This window comes from Zoogloea sp. JDB1 (assembly GCF_056724025.1).
Window position 1 is genome coordinate 1666482 of sequence record NZ_CM161496.1, and the last position, 19224, is coordinate 1685705.

20 protein-coding genes are annotated in these 19224 nt (G+C 65.7%); 8 read left to right on the top strand and 12 right to left on the bottom strand.

The window, feature by feature from the left end; genetic code table 11:
• Window positions 1-14 precede the first annotated feature (14 nt).
• Window positions 15-593, top strand: a complete 579-nt coding sequence (locus AC1PPK_RS07385; RefSeq protein ID WP_481117192.1) for a putative metalloprotease CJM1_0395 family protein — start codon at window positions 15-17, stop codon at window positions 591-593.
• Here the strand turns inward: AC1PPK_RS07385 and AC1PPK_RS07390 are convergent.
• Window positions 533-1288 carry a hypothetical protein gene (locus AC1PPK_RS07390; RefSeq protein WP_481117193.1) on the bottom strand — a complete coding sequence of 252 codons (756 nt, stop codon included), beginning with the start codon at window positions 1286-1288 and terminating at the stop codon, window positions 533-535. The two genes, AC1PPK_RS07385 and AC1PPK_RS07390, sit on opposite strands and share 61 nt — an antisense overlap.
• Window positions 1289-1404: 116 nt before the next feature.
• Here AC1PPK_RS07390 and AC1PPK_RS07395 point away from each other — a divergent pair, with 116 nt between their 5' ends.
• Window positions 1405-1950: an NUDIX domain-containing protein gene (locus AC1PPK_RS07395; RefSeq protein WP_481117194.1), complete on the top strand. Its 546-nt coding sequence runs from the start codon at window positions 1405-1407 to the stop codon at window positions 1948-1950.
• A 14-nt stretch (window positions 1951-1964) separates the two neighbouring features.
• Here the strand turns inward: AC1PPK_RS07395 and AC1PPK_RS07400 are convergent, their stop codons facing one another.
• The 5 genes from AC1PPK_RS07400 to AC1PPK_RS07420 all read right to left on the bottom strand — a co-directional run bounded on the left by AC1PPK_RS07400 (window position 1965) and on the right by AC1PPK_RS07420 (window position 6122).
• The gene (locus tag AC1PPK_RS07400; protein WP_481117195.1) at window positions 1965-3197 is read right to left on the bottom strand and encodes a multidrug effflux MFS transporter; all 1233 of its coding nucleotides are present in this window, start codon (window positions 3195-3197) and stop codon (window positions 1965-1967) included.
• A 13-nt stretch (window positions 3198-3210) separates the two neighbouring features.
• Window positions 3211-3606 (bottom strand): hypothetical protein, encoded by a 396-nt coding sequence (locus tag AC1PPK_RS07405; protein ID WP_481117196.1) that lies wholly within the window; start codon window positions 3604-3606, stop codon window positions 3211-3213.
• A gap of 19 nt (window positions 3607-3625) precedes the next feature.
• Window positions 3626-5125, bottom strand: a complete 1500-nt coding sequence (locus AC1PPK_RS07410) for a YifB family Mg chelatase-like AAA ATPase (protein WP_481117197.1) — start codon at window positions 5123-5125, stop codon at window positions 3626-3628.
• Between the two features lie 63 nt (window positions 5126-5188).
• Entirely contained in the window at window positions 5189-5755 is a 567-nt protein-coding gene (locus AC1PPK_RS07415) for a YceI family protein (protein WP_481117198.1), read from the bottom strand.
• A 106-nt stretch (window positions 5756-5861) separates the two neighbouring features.
• On the bottom strand, window positions 5862-6122 hold the full coding sequence (locus tag AC1PPK_RS07420; protein WP_481117199.1) for an accessory factor UbiK family protein: 261 nt from the start codon (window positions 6120-6122) through the stop codon (window positions 5862-5864).
• A 265-nt stretch (window positions 6123-6387) separates the two neighbouring features.
• Between AC1PPK_RS07420 and AC1PPK_RS07425 the strand changes: the two genes are divergently transcribed.
• From AC1PPK_RS07425 to AC1PPK_RS07440, 4 genes are all read left to right on the top strand, one after another.
• Window positions 6388-7137 carry a TorF family putative porin gene (locus AC1PPK_RS07425; protein WP_481117200.1) on the top strand — a complete coding sequence of 250 codons (750 nt, stop codon included), beginning with the start codon at window positions 6388-6390 and terminating at the stop codon, window positions 7135-7137.
• Between the two features lie 57 nt (window positions 7138-7194).
• Entirely contained in the window at window positions 7195-7533 is a 339-nt protein-coding gene (gene glnK, locus AC1PPK_RS07430; protein WP_079434291.1) for a P-II family nitrogen regulator, read from the top strand.
• A 14-nt stretch (window positions 7534-7547) separates the two neighbouring features.
• The gene (gene amt, locus AC1PPK_RS07435; RefSeq protein ID WP_481117201.1) at window positions 7548-9086 is read left to right on the top strand and encodes an ammonium transporter; all 1539 of its coding nucleotides are present in this window, start codon (window positions 7548-7550) and stop codon (window positions 9084-9086) included.
• Window positions 9087-9176: 90 nt separating this feature from the next.
• Entirely contained in the window at window positions 9177-10193 is a 1017-nt protein-coding gene (locus AC1PPK_RS07440; RefSeq protein ID WP_481117202.1) for a hypothetical protein, read from the top strand.
• A gap of 68 nt (window positions 10194-10261) precedes the next feature.
• Here AC1PPK_RS07440 and purU read toward each other — a convergent pair whose 3' ends face one another.
• The 3 genes from purU to AC1PPK_RS07455 form a co-directional block, all read right to left on the bottom strand.
• On the bottom strand, window positions 10262-11137 hold the full coding sequence (purU, locus tag AC1PPK_RS07445) for a formyltetrahydrofolate deformylase (protein ID WP_481117203.1): 876 nt from the start codon (window positions 11135-11137) through the stop codon (window positions 10262-10264).
• A gap of 57 nt (window positions 11138-11194) precedes the next feature.
• A complete protein-coding gene (gene thrH / locus AC1PPK_RS07450) occupies window positions 11195-11803 on the bottom strand; it encodes a bifunctional phosphoserine phosphatase/homoserine phosphotransferase ThrH (protein WP_374482233.1) in 609 nt (202 codons plus the stop codon).
• Between the two features lie 106 nt (window positions 11804-11909).
• Window positions 11910-13820, bottom strand: a complete 1911-nt coding sequence (locus tag AC1PPK_RS07455; protein ID WP_481117204.1) for an ATP-binding cassette domain-containing protein — start codon at window positions 13818-13820, stop codon at window positions 11910-11912.
• Window positions 13821-13893: 73 nt separating this feature from the next.
• On the opposite strand from AC1PPK_RS07455, the gene AC1PPK_RS07460 reads away from it, so the two are divergent.
• On the top strand, window positions 13894-14628 hold the full coding sequence (locus AC1PPK_RS07460; protein WP_481117205.1) for a hypothetical protein: 735 nt from the start codon (window positions 13894-13896) through the stop codon (window positions 14626-14628).
• Here AC1PPK_RS07460 and AC1PPK_RS07465 read toward each other — a convergent pair.
• The 3 genes from AC1PPK_RS07465 to AC1PPK_RS07475 form a co-directional block, all read right to left on the bottom strand.
• Window positions 14611-15243 carry a DsbA family protein gene (locus AC1PPK_RS07465; RefSeq protein ID WP_481117206.1) on the bottom strand — a complete coding sequence of 211 codons (633 nt, stop codon included), beginning with the start codon at window positions 15241-15243 and terminating at the stop codon, window positions 14611-14613. The genes AC1PPK_RS07460 and AC1PPK_RS07465 overlap by 18 nt on opposite strands.
• A gap of 84 nt (window positions 15244-15327) precedes the next feature.
• On the bottom strand, window positions 15328-16944 hold the full coding sequence (locus AC1PPK_RS07470) for a methyl-accepting chemotaxis protein (RefSeq protein ID WP_481117207.1): 1617 nt from the start codon (window positions 16942-16944) through the stop codon (window positions 15328-15330).
• A 126-nt stretch (window positions 16945-17070) separates the two neighbouring features.
• Window positions 17071-18342 carry a TIGR03862 family flavoprotein gene (locus AC1PPK_RS07475; RefSeq protein WP_481117208.1) on the bottom strand — a complete coding sequence of 424 codons (1272 nt, stop codon included), beginning with the start codon at window positions 18340-18342 and terminating at the stop codon, window positions 17071-17073.
• 162 nt (window positions 18343-18504) lie between these two features.
• Between AC1PPK_RS07475 and AC1PPK_RS07480 the strand changes: the two genes are divergently transcribed.
• A complete protein-coding gene (locus AC1PPK_RS07480; protein WP_481117209.1) occupies window positions 18505-19188 on the top strand; it encodes a c-type cytochrome in 684 nt (227 codons plus the stop codon).
• Window positions 19189-19224 lie beyond the last annotated feature (36 nt).

The window sequence follows — 19224 nt, forward strand, 5'->3', positions numbered from 1 at the left end:
CATTCGCGTCACCCATGTCCGTTCCGTCCATCGGTTCGTCCTCTTTGGCCATCCTCAGCCAGGCCCTGGCGGCCCAGGCCAAGGCGCGGGCCAGTGCGTCCTCCTCCAGAGCCTCGACGGGTGCCAACGGCAAGCTCAGTGAGTCGGACCAGCGCGTCGTGGCCAAGCTGCAGCAGCAGGACCGGGCCGTGCGCGCCCACGAGCTGGCCCATATTGCCGCCGGGGCCGGCGTCGTCACCAGCGGTGCCAGCTATACCTACGAGACCGGACCGGACGGCAAGCGCTACGCCAACGGCGGCGAGGTCAGCATCGACGTCTCGCCAGGGCGCACGCCGCAGGGCACCCTGCGCAAGGCCGAGCAGATCCGTGCATCGGCGCTGGCGCCTGCCGACCCATCGGCGCAGGACCGCAGCGTCGCCGCGCGGGCCGAGCAGATGGCGACGGAGGCGCGCATCGAGCTGGCCGATGCGTCCGCCCAGAAGAGCCGCGGCACGACGAGCAGTGGCAGCAACGACGACCCGGCCAGTGCCCTCTACCTGAGCGTCGCCGACGGGCAGGCGTCGTCGGGCAGCCGCGTCAATACCTGGGCCTGATCCTGCGCCCGATGGGCGACCCATTCGACGAGGTGCCAGCGGGCGCCGGCTATCGGCCACGGTGCATAGGCGAAGGGGCCCGTGCCGCCGAGGTGGAAGGTGGCATGGTCCGTCACCGTGAGGGCCTGGCCCGGCCAGAAGCGCGCCAGCGTCGTTTCCAGGCTTTCCGCTTCCATGATCGTCAGGGCATCCCGGCAGCCTGGCGTGGCGAGGGTCGAGATCACGTCGTGGTAGCTCGCCCATGTGCGTCCGGCCAGGTGGTGCCGGAGCAGTGTGGACCAGTCCCCTGCCGGCGCACTGATCTGGCCGAGTACGTTGGAGAACAGGAAGGCCGCGTGCGGGAAGCGTGCGGCCAGCCATGCCAGGCCGTCCGGTGTGCGCAGGCAGTCCAGTCGGTCGAAGCGCAGTGTCGTCGCGTCGCGGCGGCGGGCCAGCAGGCGGCGGGCGAGGGGGTCGGGTTCCAGCGCGAAGATGCCATCGAAGCGGCCCAGGAAGCCGTCCGGCAGTGCGTAGCCCGCATTGGGGCCGACGATGACCAGTTCCTGCTCCGCAACTTGCCAAGTGTCGAGCCAGCCAGCCACGGCAGCGTGGAAGGCCGCCCAGCGCCCGCGCTGCAGTCGTGCGCGCAAGTGATAGACCAGGCCGCCGCTGGGGTCGAGCAGATGGTCGCGCAGGCGGGGAAAGGAAGTGGGCACGGAGAGGGCATGATGGGGGACTGGTCCCGATTATGCCGGATGGGCTGGTCAGCCCCATGTCCGGGATGCGATGCTTCGGCCTTTATCGAATCTGCTTGAGCGAGAAGGAGAATGGGATGACGGATCCGCTGCACGAGGCGCAGTTGTCGTCGGAGGTGGTGTTCGAGGGACGCTTGCTGAAGGTTTACCGGGACCAGGTGCGTCTGCCTGACGGCAAGGACGGGGTGCGCGAGTACATCAAGCATCCGGGGGCTGTGGTGGTGATCCCGGTGCTGGCGGATGGCCGCCTGGTTTTCGAGCGCCAGTTCCGCTACCCGGTGGGGCGGGCCTTCCTTGAATTGCCGGCCGGCAAGCTCGATCCGGACGAGGACATCCTCGACTGCGCCCGGCGCGAACTGCAGGAGGAAACCGGCTACGTCACCGAGCAGTGGCGCTATCTGGGCGTGATGCACCCGTGCATTGGCTATTCCAACGAGCGCATCGAGATTTTCCTGGCCACTGGCCTGGAGCATGTCGGCCACGCCTGGGATGACGGGGAATTCCTGGAAATCCTGACTCTCAGCCTGGAGGAGGCCCGCGATGCGGTCTTCGATGGCCGCATCACCGACGCGAAGACAATCACCGCACTGTTCTGGGCCGAGCGGGCGCTGCAGAAGGGCTGATCGCGCCGCGTCGGTCAGGGCTCGTCGGAGGCCGGCGCTTCGATCCGCTGGTCTGCGGCCGGCCGGCTGCTGCGATGGTAGAAATGCCACCACAACAGGAAACAGACCATCCCGAGCAGTAGACAGCCCGTCGCGCCGCGTGCCAGCCCCGGCACCGTGTCCCATAGGGCGGGAGCCAGCGCGCCAGCGGCACCGGCGCTGACCAGCATCTGCAGGAAGCTTTGGCAACTCGACGCAACACCGCGCTGGGCGGGGAAGTGCTCCAGCGCCAGCAGTGTCAGGCTGGGCATGGCGATGGCCATGCCGAAGTTGTAGAGGGCGATCGGCAGCACCGAGTGGGGCAGGCCGGCGGGCATCAGGAAGGACATCCCCAGGTTGAACACGGCAGCGGTAATCATCACTCCATAGCCGAGGGCGATGGTGCGCGCCTGCGACAGCCTCCCGGCCAGCCGCGCCGACAGCGCCGAGCCGCCCATCATGCCCAGCACACAGGGGATGAAGAACCATCCGAACCCGGTTTCCGGCAAGTGCAGGTGGCGCATCAGGAACACCGGTGCCGACAGTACGTAGATGAAGAAACCGTTGAAGTTGAGGCCAACGGCGAAGGTCAGCAGCAGGAAGCCCGGCGTGCGGAAGACCTGCGCATAGCGCCGCGCCAGCGGGCCGGGATGGAGCGGATGGCGGGCTGCCGGCGGATGGGTTTCCGGCAGCTTCCACGCACACAGGCTGGCCAGAACGAGGCCCAGCAGGGCCAGGAAGACGAACACCGCGCGCCACCCGAAAGTGCTGTAGATCCAGCCGCCGAGAATGGGCGCAATGGCGGGGCCGAGGGCGAAGGCCATGCTGACATGGCTCATCATGCGCTGGGCGCGGGGGCCTTCCATCAGGTCGCGCACCACCGCACGGCCGACCACCATGCCGGCGCCGGCGCTGATGCCCTGCAGGCCGCGACCGAGCAGCAGGGTCTGGATGCCGCCGGCAAACACGCAGACCAGCGAGGCCAGCGTGAACAGCAGCATCGAGATGACGATCACGCGCTTGCGCCCGTAGGCGTCGGACAGGGCGCCGTGCCACAGCACCATCGCACCCATCGGCAGCATGTAGGCGGTGAGGGTCTGCTGGACTTCGACGGGGCTGACATGCAGGTCGGCGCCGATGGCTTGCAGGGCCGGGAGATAGGTGTCGATCGAGAACGGACCGACAGTGGCGAGCGCTGCGAGCAGCGCCGCCAACTGGGCATAGGGCATGGAATGAGGTGCTTTACTCGACGGCGTGGATCTTGGTGACGTAGTAACCGGTTTCACCGAAGCAGGTGGACGGGATGCCCACGTGCTGTTCGTAGGATAGCGCGACCCGCTTGCCCATCTCGGTGTTGATGGCGGTGGCGACGTTGTCGTCGCGCACGGTGAACTTGAAGATCTCCGGCAGGCTGCCGGGAATCGCGACGATGGCCAGTTCGCCTTCCCAGGTCTTGCACAGCCAGCCCTTCTGGGAGAACTTCTGCACGTAGCCGGCCCGTTCGCCCGAGGAATAGCTCCAGTTGAGGGTCAGCCAGGTGTAGCCCGCGGCCAGTGCTGCAATCAGGATGAAGAAGCCGGCGAGCCACAGGCGCCAGTTCTTGGCGCGGGGGAGGCCGGAAGAGAGGGTCGATGCCACGGGAGGCTCCTGTTCGTGTTCAGCTGAATTCCCCCGGGCCGCGACGGCTCTGTACGGCTTCGGCCACGTGGGGGGCGCCGATATTGTCGGTGCCGTTCATGTCGGCGATTGTACGCGCCACTTTCAGGATGCGATGGTAGGCGCGTGCCGACAGGCCCAGGCGTTCGATAGCTGTGCGCAGCAGCGCGTCGCCGGCGATATCCGGCCGGCACCAGCGGTCGACGCCGGCCGCGTCGAGGCGCGCATTGGGCATGCCCTGGCGGGCCTGCTGGATGGCCCAGGCCCGGGCGACCCGTTCCCGCACCACGGCAGAGCTTTCGCCGATGGCCGTAGTTTGCAGCTCGGAAACAGACAAGGCCGGCACTTCCAGCACCAGGTCGATGCGGTCAAGTAGCGGGCCGGACAGGCGCTGGCGATAGCGCCGGACCTGCTCCGGCGTACATCGGCAACGGCCGTCGGGATGGCCGTGGTAGCCACAGGGGCAGGGATTCATCGCGGCGACGAGCTGGAAGCGGGCCGGAAATTCCGCCCGGCGGGCGGCACGGGAGATCGTGATGTGGCCGCTTTCCAGCGGTTCGCGCAGGGCTTCGAGCACGCGCCGGTCGAACTCGGGCAGTTCGTCAAGGTAGAGCACGCCGTTGTGCGCGAGGCTGATCTCGCCTGGACGAGGCGTGCCACCGCCACCGACCAAGGCCGCCGTAGAAGAAGTGTGATGGGGCGTTCTGAGTGGGCGCTGGCCCCACCGCTCGGGGCGAAAGCTGCCTTCGATCGACTGTACGACTGCGCTTTCCAGTGCCTCCTGGTCATCCATCGGCGGCAGCAGGCCGGGCAGGCGCTGGGCCAGCATGGATTTGCCGGTGCCCGGCGGGCCGTATAGCAGCAGGGAATGCTGGCCGCTGGCGGCGACCTCCAGCGCCCGGCGGGCATGGGCCTGGCCTTTCACGTCGGCCAGATCGGGGTAGGCTGCCGGCGACGCCAGCGTCTCGCCGTCGTGGGGGGCGAGGAGCGTGTGCCCGCACAGGTGGGCGGCGACGGCCGACAGGCTGCGCGCCGGCAGCATTTGCACGTTTTGCACCAGTGCCGCTTCGGGGGCGTTGGCAATCGGCAGAATCAGCGTGCGTCCGCGGTGGGCGGCCTGCTGGGCCAGCGCCAGTGCGCCGCGTACCGGCCGCAATTCGCCGGTGAGGGAGAGCTCCCCGGCAAACTCATAGCGGTCCAGCTTGCTGGCGGGGATCTGGCCGGAGGCGGCGAGGATGCCCAGCGCGATCGGCAGGTCGAAACAGCCGCCTTCCTTCGGCAGGTCGGCCGGCGCCAGGTTGACGGTGATGCGCCGTTGCGGGAACTCGAATTGCCCGGTCTGCAGCGCGGCGCGCACGCGGTCGCGGGCTTCGCGGACCTCCGCATCGGGCAGCCCGACCAGCGTGAAGGCGGGCAGGCCGTTGGCCAGATGCACTTCGACGGTGACCTCCGGGGCGAGCAGGCCGACGAGAGCGCGGCTTGTCACAAGGGCTATACTCACGGCGTATCTTTTTGGAATAAACCGGCAGTCTAGCCCAGGTGTTGCCCCGGGTTCAGTTCATTGTCATTGTGAATCGCGGTAGGCTTCGACCGAGATCACGAGGCGCACCTCGTCGCTGACCGACGGGATGTTCTTGGTCATGCCGAAGTCCGAACGTTTCAGGCGGGCGGTGATGTCGGCGCCACAGGTCTCACGCTTGTTGAGCGGGTGCGGCGCACAGTGGAAGCGCGATAGCGTGAGCATCAGCGGTTTGGTGATGCCGAGCATGGTCAGGCTGCCTTCGGCCGTCACCGGCCTGTCGCCGTCGAAGTTGAAGCGCTCGGCCTTGAAGCTGATCGTCGGGTAGGTGTCGGTGTTGAAGAAGCCCTCGCCACGCATGTTCTCGTTCCATTTGGCGAAGCCCATGTCGATGGAGCTCGCGTCGATGCTGACCTCCACCGAACCGCGGTGGGCGGCGGTGTCGAGGACGATCTTGCCGTTGGTCTTGTTGAAGCGCCCGCGCTGGGTCGAGAAGCCGAGGTGGTCCGTTTCGAACAGCGGGTAGGTATGGTTGGAGTCGATCGTGTAACTGACCGGGGCGGCAAATGCCGGGGCGCTGGCGATGGCCAGCAGGGCGAGCAGCTTCTTCAAGGGATGTCTCCGGGAGTCCGAAATGGTGAGTTGTAATTGGCTTGAGGCCGGCATGAAAAAGGGCGCCGGGGCGCCCTTGCAGTGACCGTCGTGACGGCAGGAAGGTTCAACCCGCCTCTGCCGGCGGACGCGATGCCAGCTCCGACTCCAGCTGGGCAACCCGGTGTTCGAGTTCGATCAGCTTTTCGCGGTAGCGGGCGAGGGTTTCCTTCTGCAGGTCGAATTCCTCACGGGTCACCAGATCGAGCTTGGAAAAACCGCTGGCGAGCAGTGCGCGGGCATTCTTTTCGAGATCTTTGGCGGGGCTGTTGGCGAGGAGTTCGGAAACCTTCGAACCGATTTCATCGAGGATTTTGGGATTGGCCATGGCAGCGTTCCTCACGGGAAAAAGGGAAAAATCCAAGTTGTATTCAAGTTTAGCATCGGAGCCCGGCGGCCGTTGCCGCACCTCATGCACCAACACGGCGCCCTTGATTGGTGCGTGTTCCCAAAGTGGTGCGGAATGATTTTTTCCTGCGCTGCAGCAACAGCCGCTTTCTCATATCAACTTATTGAAATAATAGTGTTTTTAAAACTGGCATAGTGGTTGCTAAAGCACGTGAGCCAACTTTCAATACTAGGAGAACCCAATCATGCGCAAGACCGTTATCGCTTCCGCCCTGATCGCAGCCTGTGCCGCTCTGCCGTCCTTGGCGAGCGCTGAAGATGCCGCTCCCGCTCCGGAGCACACTTTCACCAGCAATGTCACGCTGGCGTCGGAGTACATCTACCGCGGTATCGGTCAGACCAATCGCAAGCCGGCCATCCAGGGTGGTTTCGACTATGCGCATTCCAGCGGCCTGTATGTCGGTACCTGGGCGTCCAACGTGTCCTGGCTGACCGATGGCAGCCCGACGGTCAGCAACAGCATCGAGATGGACTTCTACGGCGGCTTCAAGAACACCGTCGGCGACTTCGGCTATGACGTGGGTCTGCTGCAGTACTTCTACCCGGGTTCCGGCTACGGCAACAACCCGAACACCATTGAAGGCTACATCGCCGGTTCCTGGACCTTCCTGACCCTGAAGTACTCCCACTCCTTCAGCGACCTGTTTGGCTGGACCGACTCCAAGAACTCCGGCTATCTCGATCTCACCGCCACCTACGAGCTGGCCCCGGGCCTCAACCTGATCGGCCACGTCGGTCGCCAGAAGATCCACGGCGACAACAGCGGCGCCTCCTACACGGACTACAAGCTGGGCGTGACCAAGGACATCGCGGCGGGTGTCGTTGTCGGCCTGAACTACATCAACACCAACGCCAGCCAGGCCTTCTACACCAACGCCTTCGGCAAGGACCTGGGCAAGGACCGCGTGCAGCTGACCATCACCCGTACGTTCTAACTTCCCCCCGTAACCGCGCGGCGGCTCGTTCGGGTCGCCTTGCAAGAGGACCCAACCATGAAACTCGTAACTGCCATCATCAAGCCCTTCAAGCTCGACGAAGTGCGTGAGGCCCTGTCCGCTATTGGCGTGCAAGGCATCACGGTGACCGAGGTGAAGGGCTTTGGCCGTCAGAAGGGCCATACCGAGCTGTACCGCGGCGCGGAATACGTGGTCGATTTCCTGCCCAAAGTGAAGATCGAGGCTGCCGTCAAGACCGAGATCCTCGACCAGGTTATCGAAGCCATCGAAAAATCTGCCAGCACTGGCAAGATCGGTGACGGCAAGATCTTCGTGTTCGATCTCGAACAAGCCATCCGCATCCGTACCGGCGAGTCCGGTGCCGAAGCGCTGTAAGGGAGCTTCCCACCATGAAAAAAATCTTCGCTGCCCTGCTGACGACCCTGACGGTCGGATTTGCGGGCCATGCGCTGGCCCAGGACAAGGACGCTCCGGCCGCGCCGACCGCCGCTCCCGCGGTGACCGCCCCCGCAGAGGCGGCTGCTACCGCCAAGCCGGCCGAAGCACCTGTTGCCGCCGCACCGGCTGCCACTGCTGAAGCCAAACCGGCTGAAGCCGCCGCTGCCGCACCGGCTCCGGTGCCCAACAAGGGTGACAACGCCTGGCTGATCGTGGCTACCGCCCTTGTCATCATGATGTCTGTTCCCGGCCTGGCCCTGTTCTACGGTGGCCTGGTTCGTACCAAGAACATGCTGTCCGTGCTGCTGCAGGTGTTCACGGTGTTTTCGCTGATCAGCGTGCTGTGGGTGCTGTACGGCTACTCGATCGCCTTTACCGAGGGCAGCGCCTTCTTCGGCGGTCTCGACAAGGTCCTGCTGAAGGGCATCACGCCGGATTCGGTCGCCGCCACCTTCTCGAAGGGTGTCGTCATCTCCGAGTTCATCTACGTGGCCTTCCAGGGTGCCTTTGCCGCCATCACCGTGGCCCTGATCCTCGGAGCCTTCGCCGAGCGCATCAAGTTCTCCGCCGTGCTGCTGTTCTCCGTGCTGTGGTTTACCTTCAGCTACCTGCCGATGGCTCACATGGTCTGGTACTGGGCGGGCCCGGATGCCTACACCACCGCTGAAGCGGCCGATGCTGCCAACGCGACTGCTGGCTTCCTGTTCCAGAAGGGCGCCCTTGACTTCGCTGGTGGCACCGTGGTGCACATCAACGCCGCCGTGGCTGGCCTGGTGGGTGCTTTCCTGGTTGGCAAGCGCGTCGGTTTCGGTCGCGAATCCTTCGCTCCGCACAGCCTGACCCTGACCATCGTCGGCGCCTCCCTGCTGTGGGTGGGCTGGTTCGGCTTCAATGCCGGCTCTGCGCTGGAAGCCAACGGTTCTGCCGCGCTGGCCTTCGTGAATACCTGGGTTGCCACCGCTGCTGCCGCTGTTGCCTGGCTGCTGGCTGAATGGATCATCAAGGGCAAGCCGTCCGGTCTGGGCGCTGCGTCCGGCGCTGTGGCTGGCCTCGTTGCAATCACCCCGGCCTGCGGTTTCGTCGGCGTCGTCGGCGCGATCGTGATCGGCCTGCTGGCTGGCGTGGTCTGCCTGTGGGGCGTCAATGGCCTGAAGCGTATGCTGGGCGCTGACGACTCCCTGGATGTGTTCGGCGTGCATGGCGTCGGTGGCATCCTCGGTGCCATCCTGACCGGTGTGTTCGCCTCCCCGTCCCTAGGCGGCGTCGGCATCTGGGATTACGTGGCCAACAAGGCTGCCGATACCTACTCCATCAGCGACCAGGTCATCGTCCAGCTGACCGCTGTCGGCACCACCGTTGTATGGTCCGCCGTCGTGGCCTTCATTTCCTACAAGCTGGTCGACATGTTCATCGGCCTGCGCGTGCCGGAAGACGAAGAGCGCGAAGGTCTGGACATCACCTCCCACGGCGAAACCGCTTACCATCAGTAATTCTGGTAAGTCGGCTTCACCACGAAACGGGCGCTGCGGCGCCCGTTTTTGTTTGTATGCTTGCCGCTGGCGTCATCGAGGGTTGAAAGTATGGGTTTTTTTGACTGGTTGCTGGGCGGGCGTTCGGCATCCTGTGCCGGCGACGAGCGCCTCCAGGCAGCCGTAGCGCGGGTTATCGGCAGCGTCGATCCGCGTTTGCAGTTTCTGGATGACGCCTCCTCTCGGCTGTGCCCGGCAGTGACCCATGCGCTGAAGTATGCGGATCAGGTGGTGGCGTGCATTCCGCCATGCGTGGATATGAATTCCCTGGCCTGGTCACAGAATCCCGTGTTGCGCGCCGTCTTTGCCCGGCCGGCGGATGTGGCGGAGACGCTGTCGGCCAGCGTTGATCTGCAGGACTTCCTGGCTTCGCCGGCGGCGGTTGGGCTTGAGCGCATCTGCTGCATGGTGGCCGCGACGCGGGTCGAGCAGAACGTGCTGGGCATTGCGCTGGAGGGCGACCAGCTGCGTCAGGATGTGCCGCAGACCACGGTCAGCTTCCAGCATTTCCGGCTGTTCGCATTTGCCGCGGATGAGGCGGCGCTGTTCCGGCGCATTCACGAACTGGTGCTCGAAGGTCTGGTGATGGCCGCGCTGCAGGAGATTGCCGTGCGGCAGCGGCAGAGCGACCGGCTGCCCTTCGATCATCAGCTGCTGCAGACGCGCCTCAGCCTGCTGGAGCGGAGCCGGCCGGGCCTGGATGCGCTGGAATGCCATTCCTGGCGCGGCCGCGATCTGGATGGACTGCGGCGTCAACTGGCCGACAATGAGGCTGCTCTGGTCAAAAGGAGCGCCTCCGGCGCAGGTCTGGAGATGGTGTTGGCCGCGGTGATCGAGACCCTGCTGGCGGCGGAGCGGGTGATCCATGCCCGGCGCCTGGTGCTGTGCGTGAATCCTATGAACGTGCTGGTCGCCGCGGGCAAGGACGATGCGTTGAGCATCCCACTGATCGAGTTCTCGACCCCGACGGCCATCGGGACCCGGCGCAGCGCTTTCCTGGCCAGTTTCGCCAGGGATGCGGTGGTGGAGAGGAGGCTGGATTTCGCGGCGGGGATGCGCTTGCTGTAGCTACGCGGCAGGCGTGAAAAAAGCCGGCGATCCGCCGGCTTTCGTCGTTTTACAGGCTGGGCTGACGCTCAGCGGAAGACGACGGTCTTGTTGCCGTGCACCAGCACCCGGTCTTCCAGGTGGTAGCGCAGGCCGCGGGCCAGCACGGCCTTCTCGATGTCCTTGCCGTAGCGGACCATGTCGTCCACCGAGTCGGAGTGGTCGATGCGGATCACGTCCTGCTCGATGATCGGGCCCTGGTCGAGGTCCGCCGTCACGTAGTGGCAGGTTGCGCCGATCAGCTTGACGCCCTTGGCGTAGGCCTGGTGGTAGGGCTTGGCGCCGACGAAGCTGGGCAGGAAGCTGTGGTGGATGTTGATGATCTTGCCCGGATGGGCGGCGCACAGCTCTGGCGAAAGGATCTGCATGTAGCGGGCCAGCACCATCGTGTCGCCGTGGGATTCCTCGAACAGACGCTGTACCTCGGCGTAGGCCTGGGCCTTGTTGTCCGCGGTGACGGGAACGTGGTGGAAGGGGATGCCGTGCCACTCGACGAAGCCACGGAAGGTGTCGTGGTTGGAGATCACGCAGGGAATCTCGATGTCCAGTTCCTTCGACTGCCAGCGCGCCAGCAGGTCGTAGAGGCAGTGTTCCTGCTTGGAGACGAGGATCACCACGCGCTTCTTGACTGCCGAGTCGGTGATCTTCCAGTCCATGTTGAGCTCTTCGGCGATCGGGCGGAAGCGCTCGCGGAACTCGGTGAGCATGAAGGGCAGCGAATCGGCCTTGATCTCGATGCGCATGAAGTAGCGCCCGCGGTGCTCGCTGTCGACGGCAGGTTCGGCGTGGAGCGCGGTTTCGAGGATCCAGCCCTTGTGCTCGGCGATGAAGCCGGACACCTTGGCGACGATGCCGGTGCGGTCGGGGCAGGAGGCGGAGAGGGTGTAGAAGCGTTCGCGGTGCATGATGGGCTCAGGCATCGGCCGCCGGCCACGGGGCCGCGACCGGCGTATCGGATGGGGTCAGATGCGGGCGGAGGCGGCGCGGATCTGGGCGGCCAGGCCGCTGTACTCGCGTTCAACCGGGAATTGCGGGAACTCGGCGATGACGTTGTCCGGGGCACGGAACAGGATGCCGGCGTGGGCTTCCTTGAGCATCGCAGTGTCGTTGTAGGAGTCACCAGCGGCGATGACCTTGAAGTTGATTTCCTTGAAGCGCTGCACCGCTTCCTTCTTCTGGTTGGCCATGCGCAGGTGGTAGTTCACCAGGTAGCCCTCGGCGTCGGCTTCGAGCTTGTGGCAGAACAGGGTCGGCATGCCGAGCTGTTCCATCAGCGGCATCGCGAATTCGTAGAAGGTGTCGGACAGGATGATGACCTGGAAGTCCTTGCGCAGCGCGTCGAGGAAGTCCTTGGCGCCGGGCTCGGGGCCCATCTCGGAAATCACCTTTTGGATGTCGGGCAGGCCCAGCTTGTGCTGTTTGAGCAGGTCCAGGCGGTACTTCATGAGCTTGTCGTAGTCCGGCTCGTCGCGGGTGGTGCGACGCAGTTCGGGAATGCCGGTGCGCTCCGCGAATTCGATCCAGATTTCGGGGACGAGAACACCTTCGAGGTCGAGACAGACGAGTTGCACGGCAAAAGCTCCAGGTTACGGCGGTTGATTTGGCGAATCCGTGATTCTAGCAAAGAGACTGCGACGGCTTCAGCGGGATTGCGTGGTGAGTTTCGAGCCGGCCGGTCTAGTCAGCCGGAATAGCATCGAGGGCTTCATGCAGTTCGAGCCAGCGTAGTTCGGCTTCGTCGATCTTCTCGCTGAGTTCGGCCTGGCGCTTGAGCAGCTTGGGCACCTCGCCGGCGTCGGGGCCGGTGTACAGGTCCGGATCGGCGAGGCGTTCGTCGAGCTTGGCCTTTTCGGCGTTCCACGGGGTGAGCTTTTTGTCGAGTTGCTCGAGCTCCTTGACCAGCGGCCGGCGGGCGGCCAGGCGGGCCTGGCGGTCGGCGGCGGCGGCTTCCCGGTCGGCCTTGCGGCTGGCCTTGTCGGCGGCCTTGTCCGGGCATTGGCCGGCGGCGGCATCGGCGGCGCGCTGCTGGGCCAGCCAGCTCTTGTAGTCGTCGAGATCGCCGTCGAAGGGCGTCAGGCGGCCGCTATCGACGAGCAGAAAGCGGTCGCAGGTGGCGCGCAGCAGGGCCCGGTCGTGGGACACGATGACCATGCCGCCTTCGTAGTCCTGCAGGGCCAGCGTGAGGGCGTGGCGCATTTCCAGGTCGAGGTGGTTGGTTGGCTCGTCGAGCAGCAGCAGGTTGGGTTGGTTCCAGATCAGGATGGCCAGCGCCAGGCGGGATTTTTCGCCGCCGGAGAACGGGCCGCAGGGCGTGGTAGCCATGTCGCCGTTGAAGTCGAAGCCGCCCAGGTAGTTGCGCAGCTCCTGCTCGCGGGTCTGCGGGTCGAGGCGCAGCATGTGCTGCAGCGGCGATTCGTCGGGGCGCAGGCTTTCCAGCGCGTGCTGGGCAAAATAGCCGAGCTGCAGGCCCTTGCCTTCCCGACGCACGCCGGCGGTGGGCTGCAGGCTGCCGGACAGCAGCTTGATCAGCGTCGATTTGCCCGCGCCGTTGCGGCCGAGCAGGCCGATGCGCTCGCCGGGGCGGATGGTCAGCTTCATGTCCGCCAGGATCGGCTTGTCTATGTAGCCGGCAGCGGCGTCCTCGATCTGCAGCAGCGGATCGGGGGCGGCGGTGCAGTCGCGGAAGCTGAAGCTGAAGGGGTTGTCGATGTGGGCCGCGGCGATGACCTCCATCCGCTCCAGCGCCTTGATGCGGCTCTGGGCCTGGCGGGCCTTGGTGGCCTGGGCGCGGAAGCGGTCCACGTATTTCTGCAGGTGGGCACGCTCGCGCTGCTGCTTCTCGAACATCGCCTGCTGCTGGGACAGGCGCTCGGCGCGCTGGCGTTCGAAGTTGGAGTAGCCACCGGTGTACAGGGTGAGCTGCTGGTTCTCGATGTGGGCGATCTGGTTCACCACCGCGTCGAGGAAGTCGCGGTCGTGGGAAATGAGGACCAGCGTGCCGCGGTAGTCGGTGAGCCACTGTTCCAGCCAGATGACGGCGTCCAGGTCGAGGTGGTTGGTGGGTTCGTCGAGCAGCAGCAGGTCGGAGCGGCACATCAGCGCCTGGGCCAGGTTGAGGCGCATGCGCCAGCCGCCGGAGAAGTCGGCCACCGGACGCTCCATCTCGGCGACCTTGAAACCGAGGCCATCCATCAGCGCGGCGGCGCGGGCGCGCGCCGCGTAGCCTCCGATCTCCTGCAGGCGGCCGTGGAGGTGGCCGATCTCCTCGCCATCGTGGGCGGCTTCGGCTTTTTCCAGCGCGACTTCGATGCGGCGCAACTCTGCGTCGCCGTCGAGCACGTACTCGATGGCAGGGCGCGGCAGGGCCGGGGTTTCCTGGGCCACGTGGGCGATGGTCCACGACGCGGGCATCTCCAGATCGCCGGAGTCCTGGTGAAGTTCGCCGCGCAAGAGGCCGAACAGGCTGGACTTGCCGCAGCCGTTGGCACCGGTGAGGCCGACCTTCCAGCCAGGGTGGATCTGCAGGCTGGCGCCTTCGATGAGAGTCTTGACGCCCCGGGCGAGGCGGAGATTGCGGAACTGGATCACGGCAGCGGAAGCGGTAAGCGGGCAGGAAATCCGGTATTGTAAGCAGTTCCGTCGTGTCCAGCCCTGTCGTCCCATGCATCGAAGCCGTCCGTTCAGCCGATCGTCCCTTTCCGCCAGTCTGTCCGTGTTGCTGTTGGCGCTGTTGTGCCAGGGGACCGTGCAGGCCCAGGAGCCCCCTGTCGATGAAGGCGCGGAAAAGGCTCGTGCGGAGAAGATGCGCGACGAGGCGAAGGCCTTGCGCGAAGCTGCGGAGGTACGCTTCAAGGCGGACGAGATCGCCTGCTACGAACGTTTTCTGGTGAACCGCTGCATCGATCGGGTGCGTCAGCGCCACGTGGAGGACATCCGCCAGGCGCGGGCCCTCGACCTGGAGGCGGGGCGCATCGATCTGGCCGAAAAGAACCGTCGTTACGCTGAGCGTATGGCCGGGCAGGCCGAGCAGGCGCCGCAGAAGGCTGTCGAGAAGGCCGAGCAGGAGGCGCGCAATCGGGCCGACAGCGAAGCGCGCCTGCGCGCTCTGGCGGACAAGGACGCCGAGCGCATCGAGCGCGAGCAGGAAGGCAAGTCCCGTGCGCTGCACGAGGCCGAGGCCCGTCAGTCCAAGGAAGCCGCCGATGCACGGCGCCGGGCCGCCGAGGCCGCGGCGGCGGCACAGCGTGCCAGCCAGGCGGAGAGCGACCGCCGCGCCTACAAGGAGCGGGCTGCCAAGGCCGCGGAGAAGCGCGCCGAGAAGGCGGAAAAGCTGAAGCAGACCGAAGGGGCCAAGACTCCGGCGAAAGCCGCCGAGCCCTTAGTGCCCGGTCGCTGAGTCGGGGCGGAGTGGGGGAGATGCCGCCCAGGCCAGCGCGTCCTCCAGTCGGTCGTTGCCCCAGAACAGCTCCCCGTCCGGCGTGATGAAGCTCGGGGCGCCAAACAGGCCCCGTTCGGCCGCCTGTTCGGTCTGGCTGCGCAGGGCCAGCTTGTTTTCGGGGCTTTCCGCTTCAGTGAGGATCGCGTCGGCTGGCAGCGCCAGTCTTTTGAGAATGGCGCGGATCACCGCTGGATCGGCAATGTCCCGGTCCTCGGCAAAATTGGCCTGCATCGTCGCACGGGTAAAGTCGCCGATCCATGGCTGGTTGGCTCCGGCCAGCGCGACCCGGGCGGCCAGCAGGCCGTTGCGTGGAAAACGCGACGGCACTTGGAACGGCAGGCCGTAACGGGCCGACAACCGGGCCAGGTCGCGCCACATGTAGCGGCCTTTGGGGGGATAGATGTTGAACGGTGAGTCGTTCCAACCCAGGGACAGGAACACCGGCCCGAGCAGGAAGGGCCGCCACGTCAGCCTGATGCCAGCCTCCTTTGCCATCGCCTCAATGCGCATCACGCTCAGGTAGGAATATGAACTGGCGAATTCGAACCAGAATTCGAGGGGTTTGCTGTTCATCGGCGCCTCCATCGCGGTAGGAGGAAGGCAGTCTAGCACTCATCCTGTCCGCGGGCAGGGCGCCGAATGGACGCCGCCGGAGGCTTAGACCTTGTACAGCTGCAGCGTGGCGATCTGGCGCTGGGCCTGTTCGTCGAGGCGGCGGGCGGTGCTGGAAGACTGTTCCGCTGCGGCCGCCGCCTCTTCGGCCATCTGCGCGATGCGCTCGATCTGCACGGCGATGTTGGTGCTGGCTGCACCCTGTTCGCGGATTGCGTCGGAGATCTCGGACACCATGTGGGCGGTGCCGCTGGCGGCAGTGCCGATTTCCTTGATGGCCTTGTCCGTGTCGTCGGCCCGTTTGACGCTCTGGGTGACCAGGCTCTCGGCGGCCTCCATCTCGTGGGCGGCCTGATCGGAGTGACGGCGCATGGCCTCGATGGTGGAGGAGATCTCCTGCGTCGAACTGGCGGTGCGCTCGGCCAGCTTGCGCACCTCGTCGGCGACCACCGCGAAGCCACGGCCCTGCTCGCCGGCGCGGGCGGCCTCGATGGCTGCGTTGAGGGCCAGCAGATTGGTCTGGTCGGCCACCTCCTTGATGACCTGAACCACCGAGCCGACCCGCTCGCCCTGGGCGCCCAGCTCGCGCAGGGATTCGGCCGCGGCACTGACGGAGGAAGAGATGCTGCGGATATCGGCGATCGTCCGGTCGATGGTTGACGAGCCGGCGCGGGCCATCTCGCCCGAACGGTCGGCCAGTTCGTGGGCTTCGTGGGCACGGTCACCGACATGGGTGACGCTGACCGTCATCTCCTCGACCGTCGCGGCAATCGCCGAAGAGGCTTCGCTTTGCGTGCCGGCGGCGCCCGATACCTGCTTCGACGCGTGGGTCATCTCGCGGCTGGCGTCGGCGACCGAGCGCGCCCCTTCGGTGAGGCTGCGGAAGTTGTCCTGCAGCTTGGACAGCAACTGGTTGAAGGCCGTGGCGGTCTCGCCGATTTCATCCATGCGCTTGACCGGCGCACGGATGGTGAAGTCCTGCGATTCATTGACGTGCACCAGTGTGTTGCGAATGCTGGCAAGGCTGTCGCGCAAATTCTGGATCAAGAGATAGGCCATGATGCCGACGATGATGAAGGCTGCCGCGAGGATACCGCCGACAGTCCATAGCGCGGAATTGTAGTCTGAGACATTGTCCTTCTTGAGTTGCTCGGCGAAGCTGTAGTTGTAGTCCTCATGCTTGGCCAGCGCGTCGCGAGCCGTTGCTGCGGCGTCTTTCAGTGAGCCGCGCAAAAAGTTGCGGACGGCGCCCATGTCGCCGCTGTTGAGAACCTGAATATACTCTGCGCGCTTGGCCCGGTAGGCCGCCATTGCCGATCGGTCGGCCTCAAGAAGCTGGCGGTCGGTGGCGTCGGAGATCAATTCGTTCTCATAGCGCTTGAGCGTCGCATCGAATTTGTCGTCAGCTACGCGGATTGTCTGTTCTATCTCTTTCCGATGTGCTTCATCGACAGCCAGGGCGTGCTGATACGTTCCGACCCGGCTGGTTGTCAGAAAGCTCCGGGCTTCCAGTAGAGCCTTCAAGCTCGGAAAGGTATTGGCCTGCATGTAGTCGAAGCGGGCATTGGCCTGTTGCAGTTGCCAGACGCCCATGCCCCCGACGAGAAGGAGGGCGAGAAGTGCGGCGCTGAGCGCTACGATAAGGCGTTTTGTGAGATTCATGCTGACGGCTCCAACTGGCAGGCGGGTACTAATCGGGATAGGACGGAGAGCGGGGCCGTGGCGGCGCTCTCGTATGTGCCCGACTTGTGGACGAGAACGCTTCTTACGACGGAAAAACACCTAACTTTAGGTTGGTTCCGGTCTCACCAGCCATTTGATAACGCCGGTTCCCGCCGTGATCCCACTGGCAAAGCAGGCGGTGAGCAGGTAGCCGCCGGTCGGGGCTTCCCAGTCGAGCATCTCACCCGCACAGAACACGCCCGGGCGTTTGAGCAGCATCAGATGCTCATCCATCTCCTCGAACAGCACGCCGCCGGCGCTGCTGATCGCCTCGTCCAGTGGGCGGGGGGCGACCAGGCGCAGCGGCAGTGCTTTGATGGTCGCGGCCAGGCGGGCCGGGTCGTCCAGCACGTCCGCACTCACGCATTCCCTCAGCAGCGCCATCTTGATGCCGGCGATGCCCACGCGGCTCTGCAGGTGGCTGGCCAGGGAACGGGCGCCACGCGGATGGGCCACCTCGGCGGCGACCCGCTCGGCTGAACGGCCGGGGGCCAGGTCAATCGACAGCGTGGCGCCGCCGTCCTGTTCGATGTGCTCACGTATGGAAGCGGACAGGGCGTAGATCAGGCTGCCTTCGATGCCGTCGGCGGTGATCATCGCTTCACCTGGGCGCGTGGGGGCGTCGGCGCCTTCCACGCGGATGCTCACCGACTTGAGGGGCTGGCCGGCGAAGCGCTCGCGGAAATGGGCGCTCCAGCCGTCGGCCCCGCCGCAGCGGGGCGTTGCGGTGATGAAACCGCAGTTGGCCGGGCGCAGCGGCGCGACGCCCACGCCGAGCCCGGCCAGGGTCGGGACCCATGCGCCATCCGAGCCCAGGCGCGCCCAGCTGCCGCCGCCGAGGGCCAGTACACAGGCGTTTGCCCGGTGCTGGCGGGGGCCGTCGGGGGTCGTGAACAGCAGGCCGCCATCGGCGTTCCAGCCGGTCCACCGATGGCGGACATGGAAGCGCACCCCGGCTTCGCGCAGGCGCTGCAGCCATGCGCGCAGCAGCGGCGCTGCTTTCATCCCGGCCGGGAAGACGCGCCCGGAGCTGCCGACGAAGGTGGACACACCGAGCCCTTCGACCCACTCGCGCAGGGCCTGAGGCCCGAAAGCCGCGATCATTGGTTCGATCTGCGCCCGGCGCTGGCCATAGCGACCGGCGAAGGCCGCAAAGGGTTCCGAGTGGGTGATGTTGAGGCCGCCGCGGCCGGCCAGCAGGAACTTGCGCCCGACCGACGGCATGGCGTCGAAGATATCCACCTGCAGGCCGGCGGCCGCGGCAGTTTCGGCGGCCATCAGGCCGGCGGGGCCACCTCCGATGATGGCGACGGAGGCGGGAATGGAAATGGACGGCATGGGCGCGGGATCTGGCGATGGAACGGGAAGGCGCGATTGTAGTGGCGCGGGGCCAGATTGTTTTTATCGCGTTGCGGATGTCGCTCGGGCTTATGTCAAAGGATTACAATCGAAGGCGGTCGTCGAATACGACTTTTGAATAACAACAAAGGGAATAGCGCGATGTCGATCGAACGGAAGAGGCCTGTCGGGGCCGGTTTGCTGCGGGCGCTGCTGGGCCTGTCAATGTTGGCGGCGACGGTGCCGGTAGTGGCGCAGACGGAGGTGCCGAACGCGGCGCCAGGGGGGCGCGGACAACTGGAGCGGATCATCAAGAGCCCGCCGGCCGAGCAGAAGGCGACGCAGGAGGCTGGCCGCAAGGCGTCGTTCTTCTGCGCGAACTGCCACGGGGATACAGGCCTCAGCAAATACACCGAGGTGCCCAACCTGGCCGGCCAGCACCCAGCCTATGTGCTCAACCAGATCGATGCCTTCCTCACCGGCAAGCGCAAGGACCCCTTCATGCAGGGGCTGATGAAGGTACTCAAGGACGACGAAAAGGCGGCCATCGCGGTGTTCTACGCGTCCCAGCCGGTGGTGCCGGCTGTCTCCATGGGCGGGCCGCGGGCCGCCGAGGGCAAGACCCTGTTCGAGAAGAACTGCGCGCGCTGCCACGGTGCCGAGGCCAAGGGGGGCGAAACCTTCCCGCGCCTGGCTGGGCAGCAGTCCGAATACCTGCGCCGTAGCCTGACCCGCTATCTGACGATGAGCGGCGAGCGGATCTATCCGCCGATGACGGCCGCGGTGACCGGCATCGGCGCGCAGAACATCGAGGCTGTGGTCCAGTACCTGTCCGCGCTGCGCTGAGCCCGTCCGCAGTCCCCGCAGGGACGCGCGGTCTGG